The organism is Gammaproteobacteria bacterium (assembly GCA_024235095.1).
GTDB lineage: Bacteria > Pseudomonadota > Gammaproteobacteria > Competibacterales > Competibacteraceae > UBA2383.
Genome location: JACKNC010000001.1, coordinates 2,506,845 through 2,519,749 on the forward strand (window position 1 = coordinate 2,506,845; position 12,905 = coordinate 2,519,749).

The 12,905-nt window shown below is 57.3% G+C and carries 14 protein-coding genes; 11 read left to right on the plus strand and 3 right to left on the minus strand.

All coding sequences use genetic code 11. From position 1 onward, the window contains the following. Positions 1-77: 77 nt before the first annotated feature. The gene (locus tag H6973_11065; GenBank protein ID MCP5126134.1) at positions 78-1,730 is read right to left on the minus strand and encodes a cache domain-containing protein; all 1,653 of its coding nucleotides are present in this window, start codon (positions 1,728-1,730) and stop codon (positions 78-80) included. A gap of 103 nt (positions 1,731-1,833) precedes the next feature. Here H6973_11065 and H6973_11070 point away from each other — a divergent pair, with 103 nt between their 5' ends. Beyond that, complete coding sequence (locus H6973_11070; protein MCP5126135.1) at positions 1,834-1,995, plus strand: hypothetical protein; 162 nt, start codon at positions 1,834-1,836, stop codon at positions 1,993-1,995. A 19-nt stretch (positions 1,996-2,014) separates the two neighbouring features. Next, positions 2,015-2,398, plus strand: coding sequence for a hypothetical protein (locus H6973_11075; GenBank protein MCP5126136.1), 384 nt, complete (start codon positions 2,015-2,017; stop codon positions 2,396-2,398). A gap of 93 nt (positions 2,399-2,491) precedes the next feature. Here H6973_11075 and H6973_11080 read toward each other — a convergent pair whose 3' ends face one another. Continuing rightward, positions 2,492-2,695, minus strand: a complete 204-nt coding sequence (locus H6973_11080; GenBank protein MCP5126137.1) for a hypothetical protein — start codon at positions 2,693-2,695, stop codon at positions 2,492-2,494. A gap of 239 nt (positions 2,696-2,934) precedes the next feature. Further along, positions 2,935-4,323, minus strand: a complete 1,389-nt coding sequence (gene der, locus H6973_11085; GenBank protein ID MCP5126138.1) for a ribosome biogenesis GTPase Der — start codon at positions 4,321-4,323, stop codon at positions 2,935-2,937. Positions 4,324-4,523: 200 nt separating this feature from the next. Here der and H6973_11090 point away from each other — a divergent pair, with 200 nt between their 5' ends. The 9 genes from H6973_11090 (at position 4,524) to cmk (ending at position 12,844) form a co-directional block, all read left to right on the plus strand. Further along, positions 4,524-5,156 carry a phosphoribosylanthranilate isomerase gene (locus tag H6973_11090; protein MCP5126139.1) on the plus strand — a complete coding sequence of 211 codons (633 nt, stop codon included), beginning with the start codon at positions 4,524-4,526 and terminating at the stop codon, positions 5,154-5,156. After that, the gene (trpB, locus tag H6973_11095) at positions 5,149-6,360 is read left to right on the plus strand and encodes a tryptophan synthase subunit beta (GenBank protein MCP5126140.1); all 1,212 of its coding nucleotides are present in this window, start codon (positions 5,149-5,151) and stop codon (positions 6,358-6,360) included. Before H6973_11090 ends, trpB begins: the two co-directional genes overlap by 8 nt. A 66-nt stretch (positions 6,361-6,426) precedes the next feature. Beyond that, positions 6,427-7,224 (plus strand): tryptophan synthase subunit alpha, encoded by a 798-nt coding sequence (locus H6973_11100; protein ID MCP5126141.1) that lies wholly within the window; start codon positions 6,427-6,429, stop codon positions 7,222-7,224. A gap of 6 nt (positions 7,225-7,230) precedes the next feature. Beyond that, positions 7,231-8,094: an acetyl-CoA carboxylase carboxyltransferase subunit beta gene (locus tag H6973_11105; GenBank protein ID MCP5126142.1), complete on the plus strand. Its 864-nt coding sequence runs from the start codon at positions 7,231-7,233 to the stop codon at positions 8,092-8,094. 14 nt (positions 8,095-8,108) lie between these two features. Further along, positions 8,109-8,537, plus strand: coding sequence for a Uma2 family endonuclease (locus H6973_11110; GenBank protein MCP5126143.1), 429 nt, complete (start codon positions 8,109-8,111; stop codon positions 8,535-8,537). A 50-nt stretch (positions 8,538-8,587) separates the two neighbouring features. After that, entirely contained in the window at positions 8,588-9,883 is a 1,296-nt protein-coding gene (gene folC / locus H6973_11115; protein ID MCP5126144.1) for a bifunctional tetrahydrofolate synthase/dihydrofolate synthase, read from the plus strand. 14 nt (positions 9,884-9,897) lie between these two features. Beyond that, positions 9,898-10,812: a hypothetical protein gene (locus H6973_11120; protein ID MCP5126145.1), complete on the plus strand. Its 915-nt coding sequence runs from the start codon at positions 9,898-9,900 to the stop codon at positions 10,810-10,812. A gap of 23 nt (positions 10,813-10,835) precedes the next feature. Continuing rightward, positions 10,836-12,152, plus strand: coding sequence for a 3-phosphoshikimate 1-carboxyvinyltransferase (aroA, locus tag H6973_11125; GenBank protein ID MCP5126146.1), 1,317 nt, complete (start codon positions 10,836-10,838; stop codon positions 12,150-12,152). After that, entirely contained in the window at positions 12,149-12,844 is a 696-nt protein-coding gene (gene cmk / locus H6973_11130; GenBank protein ID MCP5126147.1) for a (d)CMP kinase, read from the plus strand. The genes aroA and cmk overlap by 4 nt, the downstream gene beginning before the upstream one ends. The last annotated feature ends 61 nt before the right edge of the window (positions 12,845-12,905 follow it).

Here is a 12,905-nt window from a genome sequence, read left to right on the forward strand (position 1 = left end):
CTAACCTGCGCTGGATGGGACCGATCCTGTGAATGGCCGCTCAATGCGGCCATTTTTGTTGCAACCTCAAAAACAATTCAACCCTCCAGGGCCCTCGTGCCAGCAATCGCCGTTTTCCACGCAGCCGGAACCTCACGCGCATCGAACGACGGGCTAGTCGCTTCGTTGCTCTCCTCATGCCGGAAAAAGTCCATCAATTGCTGGAGTTCGTTTGTTTGTTCGTGGATGGCCTGGCTGGCCGCAGCGGTTTGATTGACCAATCCCGCATTCTTTTGCGTCACCTGGTCCATTTGCAGGATCGCCTGATTGACCTGTTCGATGCCGCTGGCCTGTTCGTGGGTGGCCGCTGCCATTTCAGCAACGATATCGCTGACCTTTTTAACCGCAGTTAAAATTTCCTGCAAGGTTTTTCCGGACTGCGCCACCAGGCGACTGCCATCCTCGACTTTGGAAACGCTGTCGGTGATCAGGGATTTGATCTGCCTGGCGGCGTCAGCGCTGCGTTGCGCCAGTTTGCGCACCTCACCGGCGACGACCGCGAACCCCTGGCCCTGCTCGCCGGCGCGCGCTGCTTCAACCGCTGCGTTCAGCGCCAGCAGGTTGGTCTGGAAAGCGATCTCATCGATGACGCCGATAATGTCGGCGATCTTGCGGCTGCTCTGATGAATGGCGTCCATCGCCGCCACGGTGCGTTCGACCACCTGCCCGCCCTGCTCGGCCTGGGTGCGGGCTGCGCCCGCCAGTTGATTGGCTTGTCCCGCATTATCAGCGCTGTTCTTCACCGTCGAGGTCAGTTCTTCCATACTGGCGGCGGTTTCTTCCAGCGAAGCCGCTTGTTCTTCAGTACGCTGGCTCAGGTCCGCGCTACCCTGGGCAATCTCTTGCGCCGCATCGCTGACCTGATCAATCGTCTGCATGGTGCTGGTCACGATTCCTCTTAATTGGCGGACCATGGTCTGCATAGCGACTAAAACCCGGGCCACTTCATCGCGGCCGTTCACTTCAACATCTTCAGTCAGGTCGCCCTGTGCAACTCGTTCGGTCGTGTTAACGACCTGTTTAAGCGGATTGACGATGCTGTTGGCGACCCATAATCCGCCGACACCCATTACCAGCAGCAGCACCAGCGTGCTTCCCCCCATTCGCCAGGCATCGCGCCAAAACTCTGCTTCAATATCGTCAATATAAACGCCAGTACCCACGATCCAGCCCCACGGCTCGAATCCCTTGACATAGGACAGTTTGGGAACGGGCTGTTCAGATCCTGGTTTCGGCCACAGGTAAGACACAAATCCTGCCCCATTTTGCTTGACGACCTTGACAAACTCGACAAATAACAGCTTACCGGTTGGATCTTTTAAATCATCAAGCGGCTTGCCATCCAGCGCCGGCTTAGTGGGATGCATGATCATGCGTGGGTACATATCGTTGATCCAGAAATACTCCTGCTTTTCATAGCGCAGCGTCTTGATGACTGTTGCCGCAGTCTTTTGCGCTTCCTCCTGGCTTAGAGTTCCGGCAACTGCTAACTCATGAAACCGCTCCATGATACCCATAGCGGTTTCCGTTAAATGTCGCAGCTCCTGCTCGCGGTCATTGACCATCTGGTTTTTAAATTCATAGAGATAAATAGTCGTCCCAAAACAGACCGCTACAAACGCTACGCCTAGCATCGCCCAAATGCGGGAGGCTATTTTGAAACGCATCAGAAAATAGTTAGCATTTTTCATCGCACCTTCCTCCGATCAATTGCTATATATTTTGTAATACTGTTTCTCAATGGAATCTGAATCGTAAGCTCCCCCCTTTAGCAAAGGACTTGAATGTCGTGGATTGGCGTGGCCTGTCGAAATCCCTCTCGGCCCCCTTCTGTACCGACCGATCCACTATATCTTCCGTCCAATCACCGTTGCGGATGAAGCGCGGCTTCGGGTGCTGGCCGTCGATGACGACGAGCTGCGTTACGCTACCGGGGGGCGGCGGCTACCGGAATGACCACAATGGAACCCAAAAAGTGAGCGAGCTGAGTATCGGCGGCGTCCAGCAACTTGGTCAGATCGTCCCACAGGCGTTGCCAGGCTGGCTTTTGCCAGACATAGAAGCACTGGGACAGGGGCGCGATATATTGCTGACTGTTAGATTTCAACAGCTTGCGGAGGTTGTTTTCATACGTCTGCATCAAACGGCTCCGGACGGCGACGCCACCGGATCGTTGCCAGATGCGGATCTGGCGGGTGGCCTGTCTCGCTCGGGGTTAGTGAATGGAGGATTGGGTATCTTCATTCTCGGTTTTTCTTTAATTATGGCAGATGACAACGAAGAGGTAAACAATAACCTATTGAATAATATAAGTAATCCTATAAAGACAAAATGGCTGTTTTTCGGGTTTAGAATGTAACCTAATTACTCAACACGCTTATCAGGAAAAACGGTGCATGAGCATGACAGAATTAATCATGGATGAGACAGCGATCCAGGGAAATCAGGTAGCTTAAAAGTCAAAACCGGTGTTCAATGGCGCCATCAGATCCAGCCCGTCGTGGCCGGGGGCGTCAACGGCGGCGCTCACTGGCCAGACCTGCAACCGCACCGGGTGACAAAGACTGAACAGCAGTTTCAGGATGGCAGGATCGGTGATCGTCGGATCGAGCCAGCAGGCTTCGTCCTCGGGTAGTGGGCCCTGAAAATCGGACAACGGTTTAAGCTAAGGCCAATCGATGAACAAGAGAGTCCAGATAATAAGTGACATAGCACTTTCATTCTCTTGCAAAAAGCCGCAACGCCTTAGTTGTTTCTAGATTAAAGTTAACCTATTAAAATATAAATATAAACCATCCAGGGCGTTAGCGTTTTGTGCTTTCAGTATTTCACAATATAAACTCTATATTGTATTTAAAAAGATACATTAGTTTACCTCGAACGAAAACGATCGCACTACTTTCCTGTCTTCCGCCGCCCGCCATTCGAGGAGCGTCTGTGGGTTGTTGAAGTCGGTTGATAAGGATTCTCACCTCCCCGAAACTCGATGCGCACCGGCGTCCCCCAGAGATTTAACCGCTTGCGATAAAAATTGGCCAGGTAACGCCGGTAGGTTTCTGGTACATGATCGATGCGATTACCATGAATCACGATCAGCGGCGGGTTTTGCCCTCCCTGATGGGCATAGCGCAGCTTGATACTATGGCCATGCACCAGAGGCGGCTGGTGGGCCGCTAGCGCTTCTTCCAGAATCCGGGTCAATTCCGGCGTCGCCAGTTTTCGAGTCGATGCTGCGTAGGCCTTGCGGATCGAGCCAATCAATTCACCGACCCCGGTCCCGTGTAGAGCTGAAATAAAATGAATTTTGGCGAAATCGAGGAAGCCCAGTCGATAGTCGAGATCGCGTTTCACTTGGGTGCGCAGGTCGGGGTCAAGGTGATCCCATTTATTAACCGCCAAGGCCAACGCCCGACCACTCTCCAAAACCAGGCCCAGCAGACTAGCGTCCTGATCGCTAATGCCCTGGCGGGCATCCAGCACCAAAACCGTCACATGAGATTTTTCAATCGCTTGCAGCGCTTTGATGACACTGAATTTCTCAATGGCCTCGCTCACACGCGCCCGACGGCGCACGCCGGCGGTGTCGATCAACAGATAGCGCTGGCCGTCACGCTCGAAGGGAACCGCCACGCTGTCGCGGGTGGTGCCAGGCAAATCGCAAGCCAGCATTCGCTCCTCGCCCAACAGACGGTTGACCAAGGTGGATTTGCCGACATTCGGTCGACCCACCACCGCCAGTTTGATGACGCCTTCCGGCTCCCCGGATTCCAGGAGGTCGCCGGATTCCTCACCGCCTGGCAACGCCGCCAGCACCTGTTCCATGAGCGTTTCGACGCCCTGATTGTGAGCAGCAGCAATAACGTGCAAGTCATCCACGCCTATCGCGTGAAATTCAGCGCTCAGCAGGTCAGGATCGCGGTGTTCACCCTTATTAATAACCAGATGCAATGTTTTGCCAGCACGGCGCAACTGACTGGCAATTTCCTCGTCTGCCACAGTCAGACCAGCGCGGCCGTCCACCAGCAACAACACGGTGTCCGCTTCCTCGATGGCCATCCAGACTTGACGGGCCACTAAACCATTCAGCCCTTTGTCTTCGCCGGTCAACCCGCCGGTATCCACCACCAGACAGGGACGGGGACCACACTGGCTAACGCCATATTGCCGGTCGCGGGTCAAACCGGAAACATCCGCCACCAGCGCATTGCGGGTGCGGGTCAGAGAATTGAACAGGGTGGACTTACCGACGTTGGGTCGGCCAACAATGGCGATGACGGGGAGCATGGCGGGACTGGGCATCAGAGTTGAAACTCGAAGAATAGCGAATACTGAAGGCAGGATGCCTCAAAGCGCAGGCCAACGTTGGCCAAACGTGTGTTTAGCCTCTACAAATCTGCTGGATTTCTGATAATCTGCGTAACCTGACTTTTATCACACAACCTACCGTTATTTTCTTTTCCACCGTGAACCTTCAATATGACCCGATTCACCGCACCCGCGTCAAAATCTGCGGCATTACCCGTCCTGAGGATGGCGCGATAGCGGCTGAACTGGGAGCGGACGCCATTGGCCTGGTGTTTTATCCGCCCAGTCCCCGCTTCGTGGATTCGGAGACCGCACAGCGCATTATCGCCGCCCTCCCGCCGCTTGTCACGGTCGTCGGCCTGTTCATGAATCCTGAACCTGCGACAGTGCAAGACATCTTAACCAACATCCCCCTGCATCTCTTGCAATTTCACGGCGACGAGGGACCAGACGAATGCGCAGCCTTTCGCGTACCTTACCTTAAGGCTGTGCCAATGGGAGCGGGAGCTGAAGTACAAGACTATGAACAACGGTTCACCAGTGCGGCGGGCCTGCTGCTGGACAGCCACGGCGGCCAGAAAATGGGCGGGACTGGCCAAAGCTTCGACTGGACGCGGATTCCCGCCCAGCGGAAAAAACCATTCATCCTGGCCGGTGGCCTCCATCCTGGTAATATCGCCGAAGCAATCCGCCAGGTGCGACCTTATGCGGTCGATGTCAGCAGCGGCGTGGAATCGACCAAGGGCGTTAAGGATGCCGAACTGATGCGCGCATTTTTAAAAGGGGTTTACAACAGTGAAAGCTATGCATAGCCCGGTGAATTTTAGCCAATTTCCTGACCAGAATGGTCATTTTGGCCGCTATGGCGGCCGATTTGTCGCCGAAACGCTGATGGAAGCGTTGCACGAACTGAATGACGCCTGGCAGGAGTATCGCAACGATCCCGATTTTCTGGCGGAACTTGATGCCGACCTGGCGCGCTATGTGGGTCGCCCCACGCCTCTTTATCACGCAGAACGGTGGAGTCGGCAGCTGGGCGGCGCGCAGATTTACCTTAAGCGCGAGGATCTCAACCATACCGGCGCGCACAAAATAAACAATACCGTTGGCCAGGGGTTATTGGCCAAACGCATGGGCAAGACTCGCCTGATTGCGGAAACCGGCGCGGGTCAGCATGGCGTGGCTTCCGCCACCGTCGCCGCTCGACTGGGTATGGAATGCGTGGTCTACATGGGCGCCGAGGACATCCAGCGCCAAGCGATCAATGTGTACCGTATGCGCCTGCTGGGCGCTACGGTCGAACCTGTAACCTCTGGGTCGCGCACCCTCAAAGACGCGCTGAACGAGGCATTGCGCGACTGGGTGACCAATGTGGATGACACCTTTTACATGATCGGCACAGTGGCTGGCCCGCATCCCTACCCGTTGATGGTGCGCGAATTCCAGGCGGTTATCGGTCGTGAGGCGCGCGAACAGATGCTGACGGAACAGGGCGGCCTGCCGGACGCGCTGGTCGCCTGCGTAGGCGGCGGTTCTAACGCCATTGGCCTGTTCCATCCGTTCCTGAATGACAGCGAAGTCGCTATCTACGGCGTCGAGGCCGCAGGTTCCGGAATTGACACGGGACGGCACGCTGCTACCTTATGCGCCGGTCGACCCGGCGTTCTGCATGGCAATCGCACTTACCTGTTGAATGATGATAACGGTCAGATTACCGAAACCCACTCGGTTTCTGCTGGTCTCGACTATCCCGGAGTCGGGCCGGAACACGCTTGGCTAAAAGACCTTGGTCGAGCGCATTATGTTGCCGTAACCGATGAGGAAGCCCTGCGCGCTTTTCACGACCTGACGCGTATCGAGGGCATCATTCCGGCGCTGGAAAGCAGCCATGCCTTAGCCTACGTGACGAAACTGGCGCCGACCCTGCGCTCCGACCAAAGCATCGTGGTCAACCTGTCCGGTCGCGGCGATAAGGATATTTATACGGTTGCCGCTCTCGACGGCATCCAACTTTAGGCTTCCTCATCCCAACCTCTCTTTCTCTGAGAGAGGTCTTCATCCCTTTTTCAAGAGTCTGACCGAATGAATCGCATTTCCCGCCGCTTCCAAGAGTTACGCCAAGCGGGCCGCAAAGCCCTGATCCCTTACATTACCGCCGGCGACCCCCATCCGGACCAGACCGTTCCTATGTTGCATACCCTGGTCGAAGCCGGAGCGGACATCATTGAGTTGGGTGTGCCGTTCTCCGATCCCATGGCGGATGGGCCGGTCATCCAGAAAGCCTGCGAACGCGCGCTGGCTCAGGGGATGTCGTTGCGGGGGGTGTTGGAACGGGTGCGCGAATTCCGTCGGGGCGACCTGGAAACGCCGCTGGTGCTTATGGGCTATCTTAATCCGATTGAGAGCATGGGTTTTGAAGCCTTTGTCGCTGGCGCCAGGGAAGCTGGAGTCGACGGCGTATTGACTGTTGATCTGCCTGCCGAAGAAGCATCTGAATTGGCTAACCTGTTGATCGCTGCTGATATCGACCCCATTTTCCTGCTGGCACCCACCAGTTCGATCGAACGCATTCGCCGCACCGCCAAACTGGCGCGGGGTTATCTCTACTATGTTTCCCTGAAAGGCGTGACCGGTTCCGCCATGCTGAATGTTGCCGAGGTCGCAGAAAAATTGACGATGATCCGTGCTTGCACCGATTTACCCTTGGGCGTTGGTTTTGGCATCAAGGACCCGCCGACCGCCGCCGCCATTGCTCAAGTCGCTGATGCAGTGGTCGTGGGCAGCGCGCTGGTTTCCCGAATGGCTGAATGTGCGGAGGATCCTGAGCGGATGCGCCGGGAAGTCGGCGAGTTGTTAAGCGCCATGCGTCAGGCGATGTGAAGCATCATGAGCTGGTACGAAAAACTGGTTCCTTCGCGAATCCGCACCGATGGCCGCAACAAACATCAGATTCCTGAAGGATTGTGGAGCAAGTGCGAGAGATGCGATGCGGTGCTGTATCGCGTGGAGCTTGAACGCAATTTGCAGGTCTGCCCCAAGTGCGGCCATCACATGCCGCTGGGCGCCCGTCAGCGTCTGCACGCTTTTCTCGATCCGGATGGCGTTGTCGAAATCGGCGAGGATATCGAACCCACTGATTTTCTCAAATTCAAAGACAGCAAGAAATACAAGGATCGACTCACGCAGGCCCAGAAATCGAGCGAAGAGAAGGATGCCCTGATTACCCTGCGCGGTTCGCTGAAGGGAATGCCGGTCGTCACCGCCGCCTTTGAATTTCGGTTCATGGGTGGCTCGATGGGTTCCGTGGTCGGCGAGCGCTTTATCCGCGCCGCCCAGACGGCCTTGCATGAACATATCCCCTTCATTTGTTTCTGCGCCAGTGGCGGTGCGCGGATGCAGGAGGCGCTCGTGTCGTTGATGCAAATGGCCAAGACCAGCGCGGTGCTTACCCGCCTGGCGGAAAATGAGGTTCCCTATCTCTCGGTGTTGACGCATCCCACGACCGGTGGGGTCTCCGCTAGTCTGGCCATGCTGGGCGATATTAATATTGCTGAACCCAAGGCATTGATCGGTTTTGCCGGGCCGCGCGTTATTGAACAAACCGTGCGCGAAAAACTGCCTGAAGGTTTTCAGCGCAGTGAATTCGTGCTGGAACACGGTGCGATAGACATGATCGTGGATCGGCGCGAGTTGCGCGACCGTCTGGCCCGTCTGCTGGCCATGCTGACCGGTCGCGATGCGCCTTTGTAGTTTGGAGAATAGCGATGAGTCCATCCTATTACCATGCCTACATTTGCAGTAAATTGCGTGTGGCGTTCAATACACTTGAAGAATATATGGTTTATTCTGAATTAACCCTGCAAATTCAAGGCAAGGATTATGTTCCGGATATTGCGTTGTATCCGAAACGTCCTATTGATTTTACAGCCGAAGATATTGTTAAAATGACGGAAATGCCGGTGTTGATCGTAGAAGTGCTATCGCCCACCCAGGCTGCGCAAGAGATTCTCGGCAAGTTCCACAGCTATTTTGACGCAGGTATCCAGTCCTGCTGGCTGGTCATTCCTATCTCCACTTCGGTTATTGTCTATTCGGCCATGAACAAGGCGCAAGTTTGCAAAATCGGCGATATTGTTGATCCTGTTCTGGATATTCGGATTGCTCTGGACGCGATTTTCGGTCAATGTGCGTGAAAGGCCAGGACTACGTTGATTGTTGCTAGCTACTCCCGTTACCCACCCCTATGCGCTTTAGCACCCTCAACGATTGGCTCAATTGGCAGGCAACTCTGCATCCTCGCGCCATTGACCTCGGTTTGGAGCGGGTGCGCGCTGTACTGGATCGGCTGCAACCCGAACCACCGTCATTCGTGACGATCACGGTCGGTGGCACCAATGGCAAAGGCTCGTGCGTGGCTTTCCTGGACGCTATCCTGCGCGCCGCCGGTTACCGAGTGGGCGCGTACACCTCGCCCCATCTGTTACGTTACACCGAGCGTATTCGAGTCAATGCGGTGGAAATCGACGATCAATCGCTTTGCGAGGCGTTTGCGCGCATTGACACGACGCGGGGCGATGTTTCCCTGACCTATTATGAATTTGGAACCCTGGCGGCTCTGGATCTGTTTCGCCAAGCCAGCGTAGACGTTGCCGTGCTGGAAATCGGCTTGGGCGGACGGCTGGACGCCGTCAATGTCCTGGACGCCGACGCAGCCCTGGTGACCAGCATCGATCTCGATCATACCGACTGGTTGGGTGCGGACCGCGACAGTATCGGTTACGAAAAAGCCGGTATTTTCCGCCCCGACCGCCCTGCCATTTGCGCCGATGCCGATCCACCGCTGCGATTGATCGAGCACGCTCGGTGCATCGGCGCGCAGCTATTGCAGGTTGGTTACGATTATGGCTTTACCCTCGCCGGGCCAACCTGGCGTTGGCAGTCAAATGAATTGCAACTCGATGATCTACCATTGCCAGCGCTGATCGGAGAGCCGCAGATGGGAAACGCCGCCGCCGCGTTGATGACGCTGGCCAGTCTGCGGCAAAAACTGCCAGTTCCACCGACTGCCATCCACTTCGGCTTAACCAACGCTGATTTACCGGGGCGCTTCCAAATCATTCCGGGACCGGTTGAGTGGATTCTCGATGTTGCCCATAATCCGCGCGCGGCGGCGGTTCTCGCGCAGAACCTGCGAGTCCGTCCCCGCCCTGGCCGGACCCTGGCCATCATGGGCCTGTTGGCGGACAAGGATGCGCGTGGCATCATCGCAGCATTGACCCAGAGTATTGATGCATGGTATGCGGTGACGCTCGAAGGCGCGCGTGGACGGACCAGCGCTGAACTCATGACGCTGCTGCACAAAGCTGGCGCCTCGGTGACCCCAGCCGCCAACATCCAGAACGCTTGCCAAGCCGCGCTTGCCACAGCGCGGACGGGTGATCGTATTGTCGTGCTCGGTTCGTTCCACATCGTTGGGCCGGTGTTGGCGATCCAGCCGTGGTTATCGAGTTTTTCTTTGCCGTCATCAGGGGGGGCCTGATTTTGGACAACCGCTTGACCCAACGTCTCGTCGGCGCCGCTGTCATCGCAGCGCTGGCGGTCCTGTTCGTTCCGGAAATGCTGGAAGCGCCCCAGACGCCGCCAACCGTGGGTTCCGTCGATTCATCGGCGCCGCCGCGAAATCCTGAAGCGCCGGCCTTAACTTTTTCGCAACCCGAAGTAGCGTCTTCTACGCCAGCGGCAGTTCCCAGCGCGCCTGAACTTCCTGCGCCTGCTGCATCGACTCGGACAGACTCTACCGAATCTGTGCAAACCGGGGAGGCAGCAGTGGACCGCACAGATCGAGAGGCAAAAGTCGAAGCCGAGGCAGAGCGCATTGCGGCAGCTAAGGCCCGAGCGGAAGCCGCTCGCCGCGCTGACCAGGCCGAAGCGGCTCAGACCCGCGCGCGCGCGGAAGCAGAACGAAGCGCTTCCGCCCGGGCGGAAGCCGCGCGTCGAGAAGCGGCCCAAGCCCGGGTTACGCCCTCTGTAGCAAGAGAAACAACCGCCTCACAGGTTGAAGCGGCCCGCGCGGCGGCTTCCGCCCGGGCGGAAGCGGCGCGTGCGGAAACGGCCCGGCGTGCTGCGCAAGCGGAGGCAGCCCGGCGTGCTGCGCAAGCGGAGGCGGCGCGTGCGGAAGCAGCCCGGCGTGCTGCGCAAGCGGAAGCAGCCCGCACCGCCCGCGCCAAGGCTGCTGCTCCATTGCCCAAACTTGAACTGGTTTCCGTTCCAAGAACCGCCACAGCGCCGCAGCCCGCATCGCCGCCAGCATCAGCCAGGTCCAGCGCTAGCAAGATTGTCGGCCAATACGCAATCCAGGAAAATGCCGTTGTCATGCGCGACCGGTATCGTAGCCGGAATATCCGGGCCGAGGTTGAACGCACGACCGCCAATGGCCGGGCCATGTATATGGTCCGCATCTGGCCGTGACCCTTCCGAGTAGAGTCAAGGATATGCGAAGCATTCGGTACTTCGTCCAGCCAGGCGGTATGTTGCAGGGCCGCTTGCGCGTCCCTGGCGACAAATCTATTTCCCACCGTGCGATTATGCTCGGCGCCCTGGCTGAAGGTGTCACCACCATCACCGGTTTCCTGGAGGGCGAGGACTGCCTGGCTACGCTTAACGCCTTTCGCGCCATGGGCGTCCATATTGATGGCCCGGAACAGGGTCAAGTCACTGTTCATGGTGTCGGGTTGCATGGGTTGTATGCGCCATCCAACCCGCTGGACATGGGTAATTCCGGTACGTCCATGCGTCTGATGAGCGGCATTCTGGCCGGGCAGGCGTTTGATACGGTGCTGACCGGCGATGTATCGCTGAGCCGCCGTCCCATGCGCCGCGTGACTGAACCGTTGACGCGCATGGGCGCGCGAATTGAAGCAGCAAAATCGGGGACAGCGCCCTTACGTATTTACGGCAGTCAGCGCTTGTCCGGCATTGACTATCCATTGCCGGTCGCTAGCGCCCAGGTCAAATCCTGCCTGCTGCTAGCCGGTCTTTATGCGGGCGGCATAACCCGCGTTACTGAACCCGCGCCGACCCGCGATCACACCGAGCGGATGCTGGAAGGCTTTGGTTACCCCGTACAGCGCGAAGGCAAGCGCACGGTTGCGATCAAAGACGGCGGGCGATTGACAGCGACGGCGATTGACGTACCCGCCGACCTCTCCTCGGCAACCTTCCTGCTGGTCGCAGCCAGCATCGCACCTGGTTCGGAGTTACTGCTGGAGCATGTCGGCGTTAATCCCACGCGGACGGGCGCTATTGACATCCTGCGACTGATGGGGGCGGACATCGAAGTTTTAAACCCTCGCTTGGCTGGCGGCGAACCCGTCGCCGACCTACGTGTTCGCTACGCGCCACTGCATGGCGTTCGTATTCCCGGAGAACTGGCGCCGCTGGCGATCGACGAATTTCCAGCGCTGTTCATTGCCGCCGCCTGCGCCAGAGGCGTTACTACGCTCAACGGCGCGGCGGAATTGCGCGTCAAGGAAAGCGACCGGATTCAGGTCATGGCTGACGGTCTGACCACCTTGGGCATTGCCGCTGAGCCGACCCCCGATGGCATGATCATCCAGGGTGGAACGCTCTCAGGCGGCATGGTGAAAGCCCACGGCGATCATCGTATCGCCATGAGTTTTGCGATGGCTGCGCTGCGCGCTAGCGGACCGGTCTCCATCCATGATTGCGCTAACGTCAACACTTCATTTCCGGGGTTCGTGAGTTTAACCCACAATGCCGGTTTACGGATCGCTGAACAAACGCTATGAATAACCAGGCGCCTGTCATCACCGTGGATGGGCCGAGCGGAGTCGGTAAGGGGACGCTTTGCCAATGGCTCGCCATGCGACTGGGTTGGCGTCTGCTGGACAGCGGCGCATTATACCGGTTGACCGCCCTAGCGGCATTGCGTCGAAATCTCGCATTGCAGGATGAGACCAGAGTTGCGATGGTCGCTGCCGAACTGGACGTGCAATTCATCCCCAATACCGAGGGCGCTACGCAAGTCACTTTGGATGGCGTGGAGATTGGCGCTGTGCTGCGCATCGAGACGACGGGCAACGCGGCGTCGCAGGTCGCGGCGTTGCCCACGGTGCGGGCTGCGTTGTTGCAGCGGCAGCGAAACTTTCGGCAAGCTCCCGGCCTGATCGCCGATGGCCGTGATATGGGCACCGTGGTGTTCCCGGACGCCGATCTTAAACTGTTTTTGACTGCCAGCGCTGACGAGCGCGCGGATCGCCGTTATAAGCAGTTGATTGAAAAAGGCATGGATGCTAATCTTGCTGTTCTTATCAAGGAGATTGCTGAACGGGACGCCCGCGACGCGCAGCGGACTGTGGCGCCGCTTAAACCTGCGGTTGACGCTGAGATATTGGATACCACTCAGCTCGACATTGCTGAGGTCTGCGCTTGGGCATTGGCGCTGGTCAATCAGCGGCTGAGAATACGGGTAATTCCCTAGTCCCTAAACCTTTACGTGGATGATGGTCTTGACTACGCTTTTGCTTTGGCAGGATTGACTG

What these genes read in the sequence shown, in the direction of transcription:
- aroA (MCP5126146.1), top strand. Translation starts at nt 10,836, where the DNA reads ATGCGAAGCATTCGGTACTTCGTCCAGCCAGGCGGTATGTTGCAGGGC.
- der (MCP5126138.1), bottom strand. Translation starts at nt 4,323, where the DNA reads ATGCTCCCCGTCATCGCCATTGTTGGCCGACCCAACGTCGGTAAGTCC.
- H6973_11105 (MCP5126142.1), top strand. Translation starts at nt 7,231, where the DNA reads ATGAGCTGGTACGAAAAACTGGTTCCTTCGCGAATCCGCACCGATGGC.
- cmk (MCP5126147.1), top strand. Translation starts at nt 12,149, where the DNA reads ATGAATAACCAGGCGCCTGTCATCACCGTGGATGGGCCGAGCGGAGTC.
- H6973_11110 (MCP5126143.1), top strand. Translation starts at nt 8,109, where the DNA reads ATGAGTCCATCCTATTACCATGCCTACATTTGCAGTAAATTGCGTGTG.
- trpB (MCP5126140.1), top strand. Translation starts at nt 5,149, where the DNA reads ATGCATAGCCCGGTGAATTTTAGCCAATTTCCTGACCAGAATGGTCAT.
- folC (MCP5126144.1), top strand. Translation starts at nt 8,588, where the DNA reads ATGCGCTTTAGCACCCTCAACGATTGGCTCAATTGGCAGGCAACTCTG.
- H6973_11065 (MCP5126134.1), bottom strand. Translation starts at nt 1,730, where the DNA reads ATGAAAAATGCTAACTATTTTCTGATGCGTTTCAAAATAGCCTCCCGC.
- H6973_11100 (MCP5126141.1), top strand. Translation starts at nt 6,427, where the DNA reads ATGAATCGCATTTCCCGCCGCTTCCAAGAGTTACGCCAAGCGGGCCGC.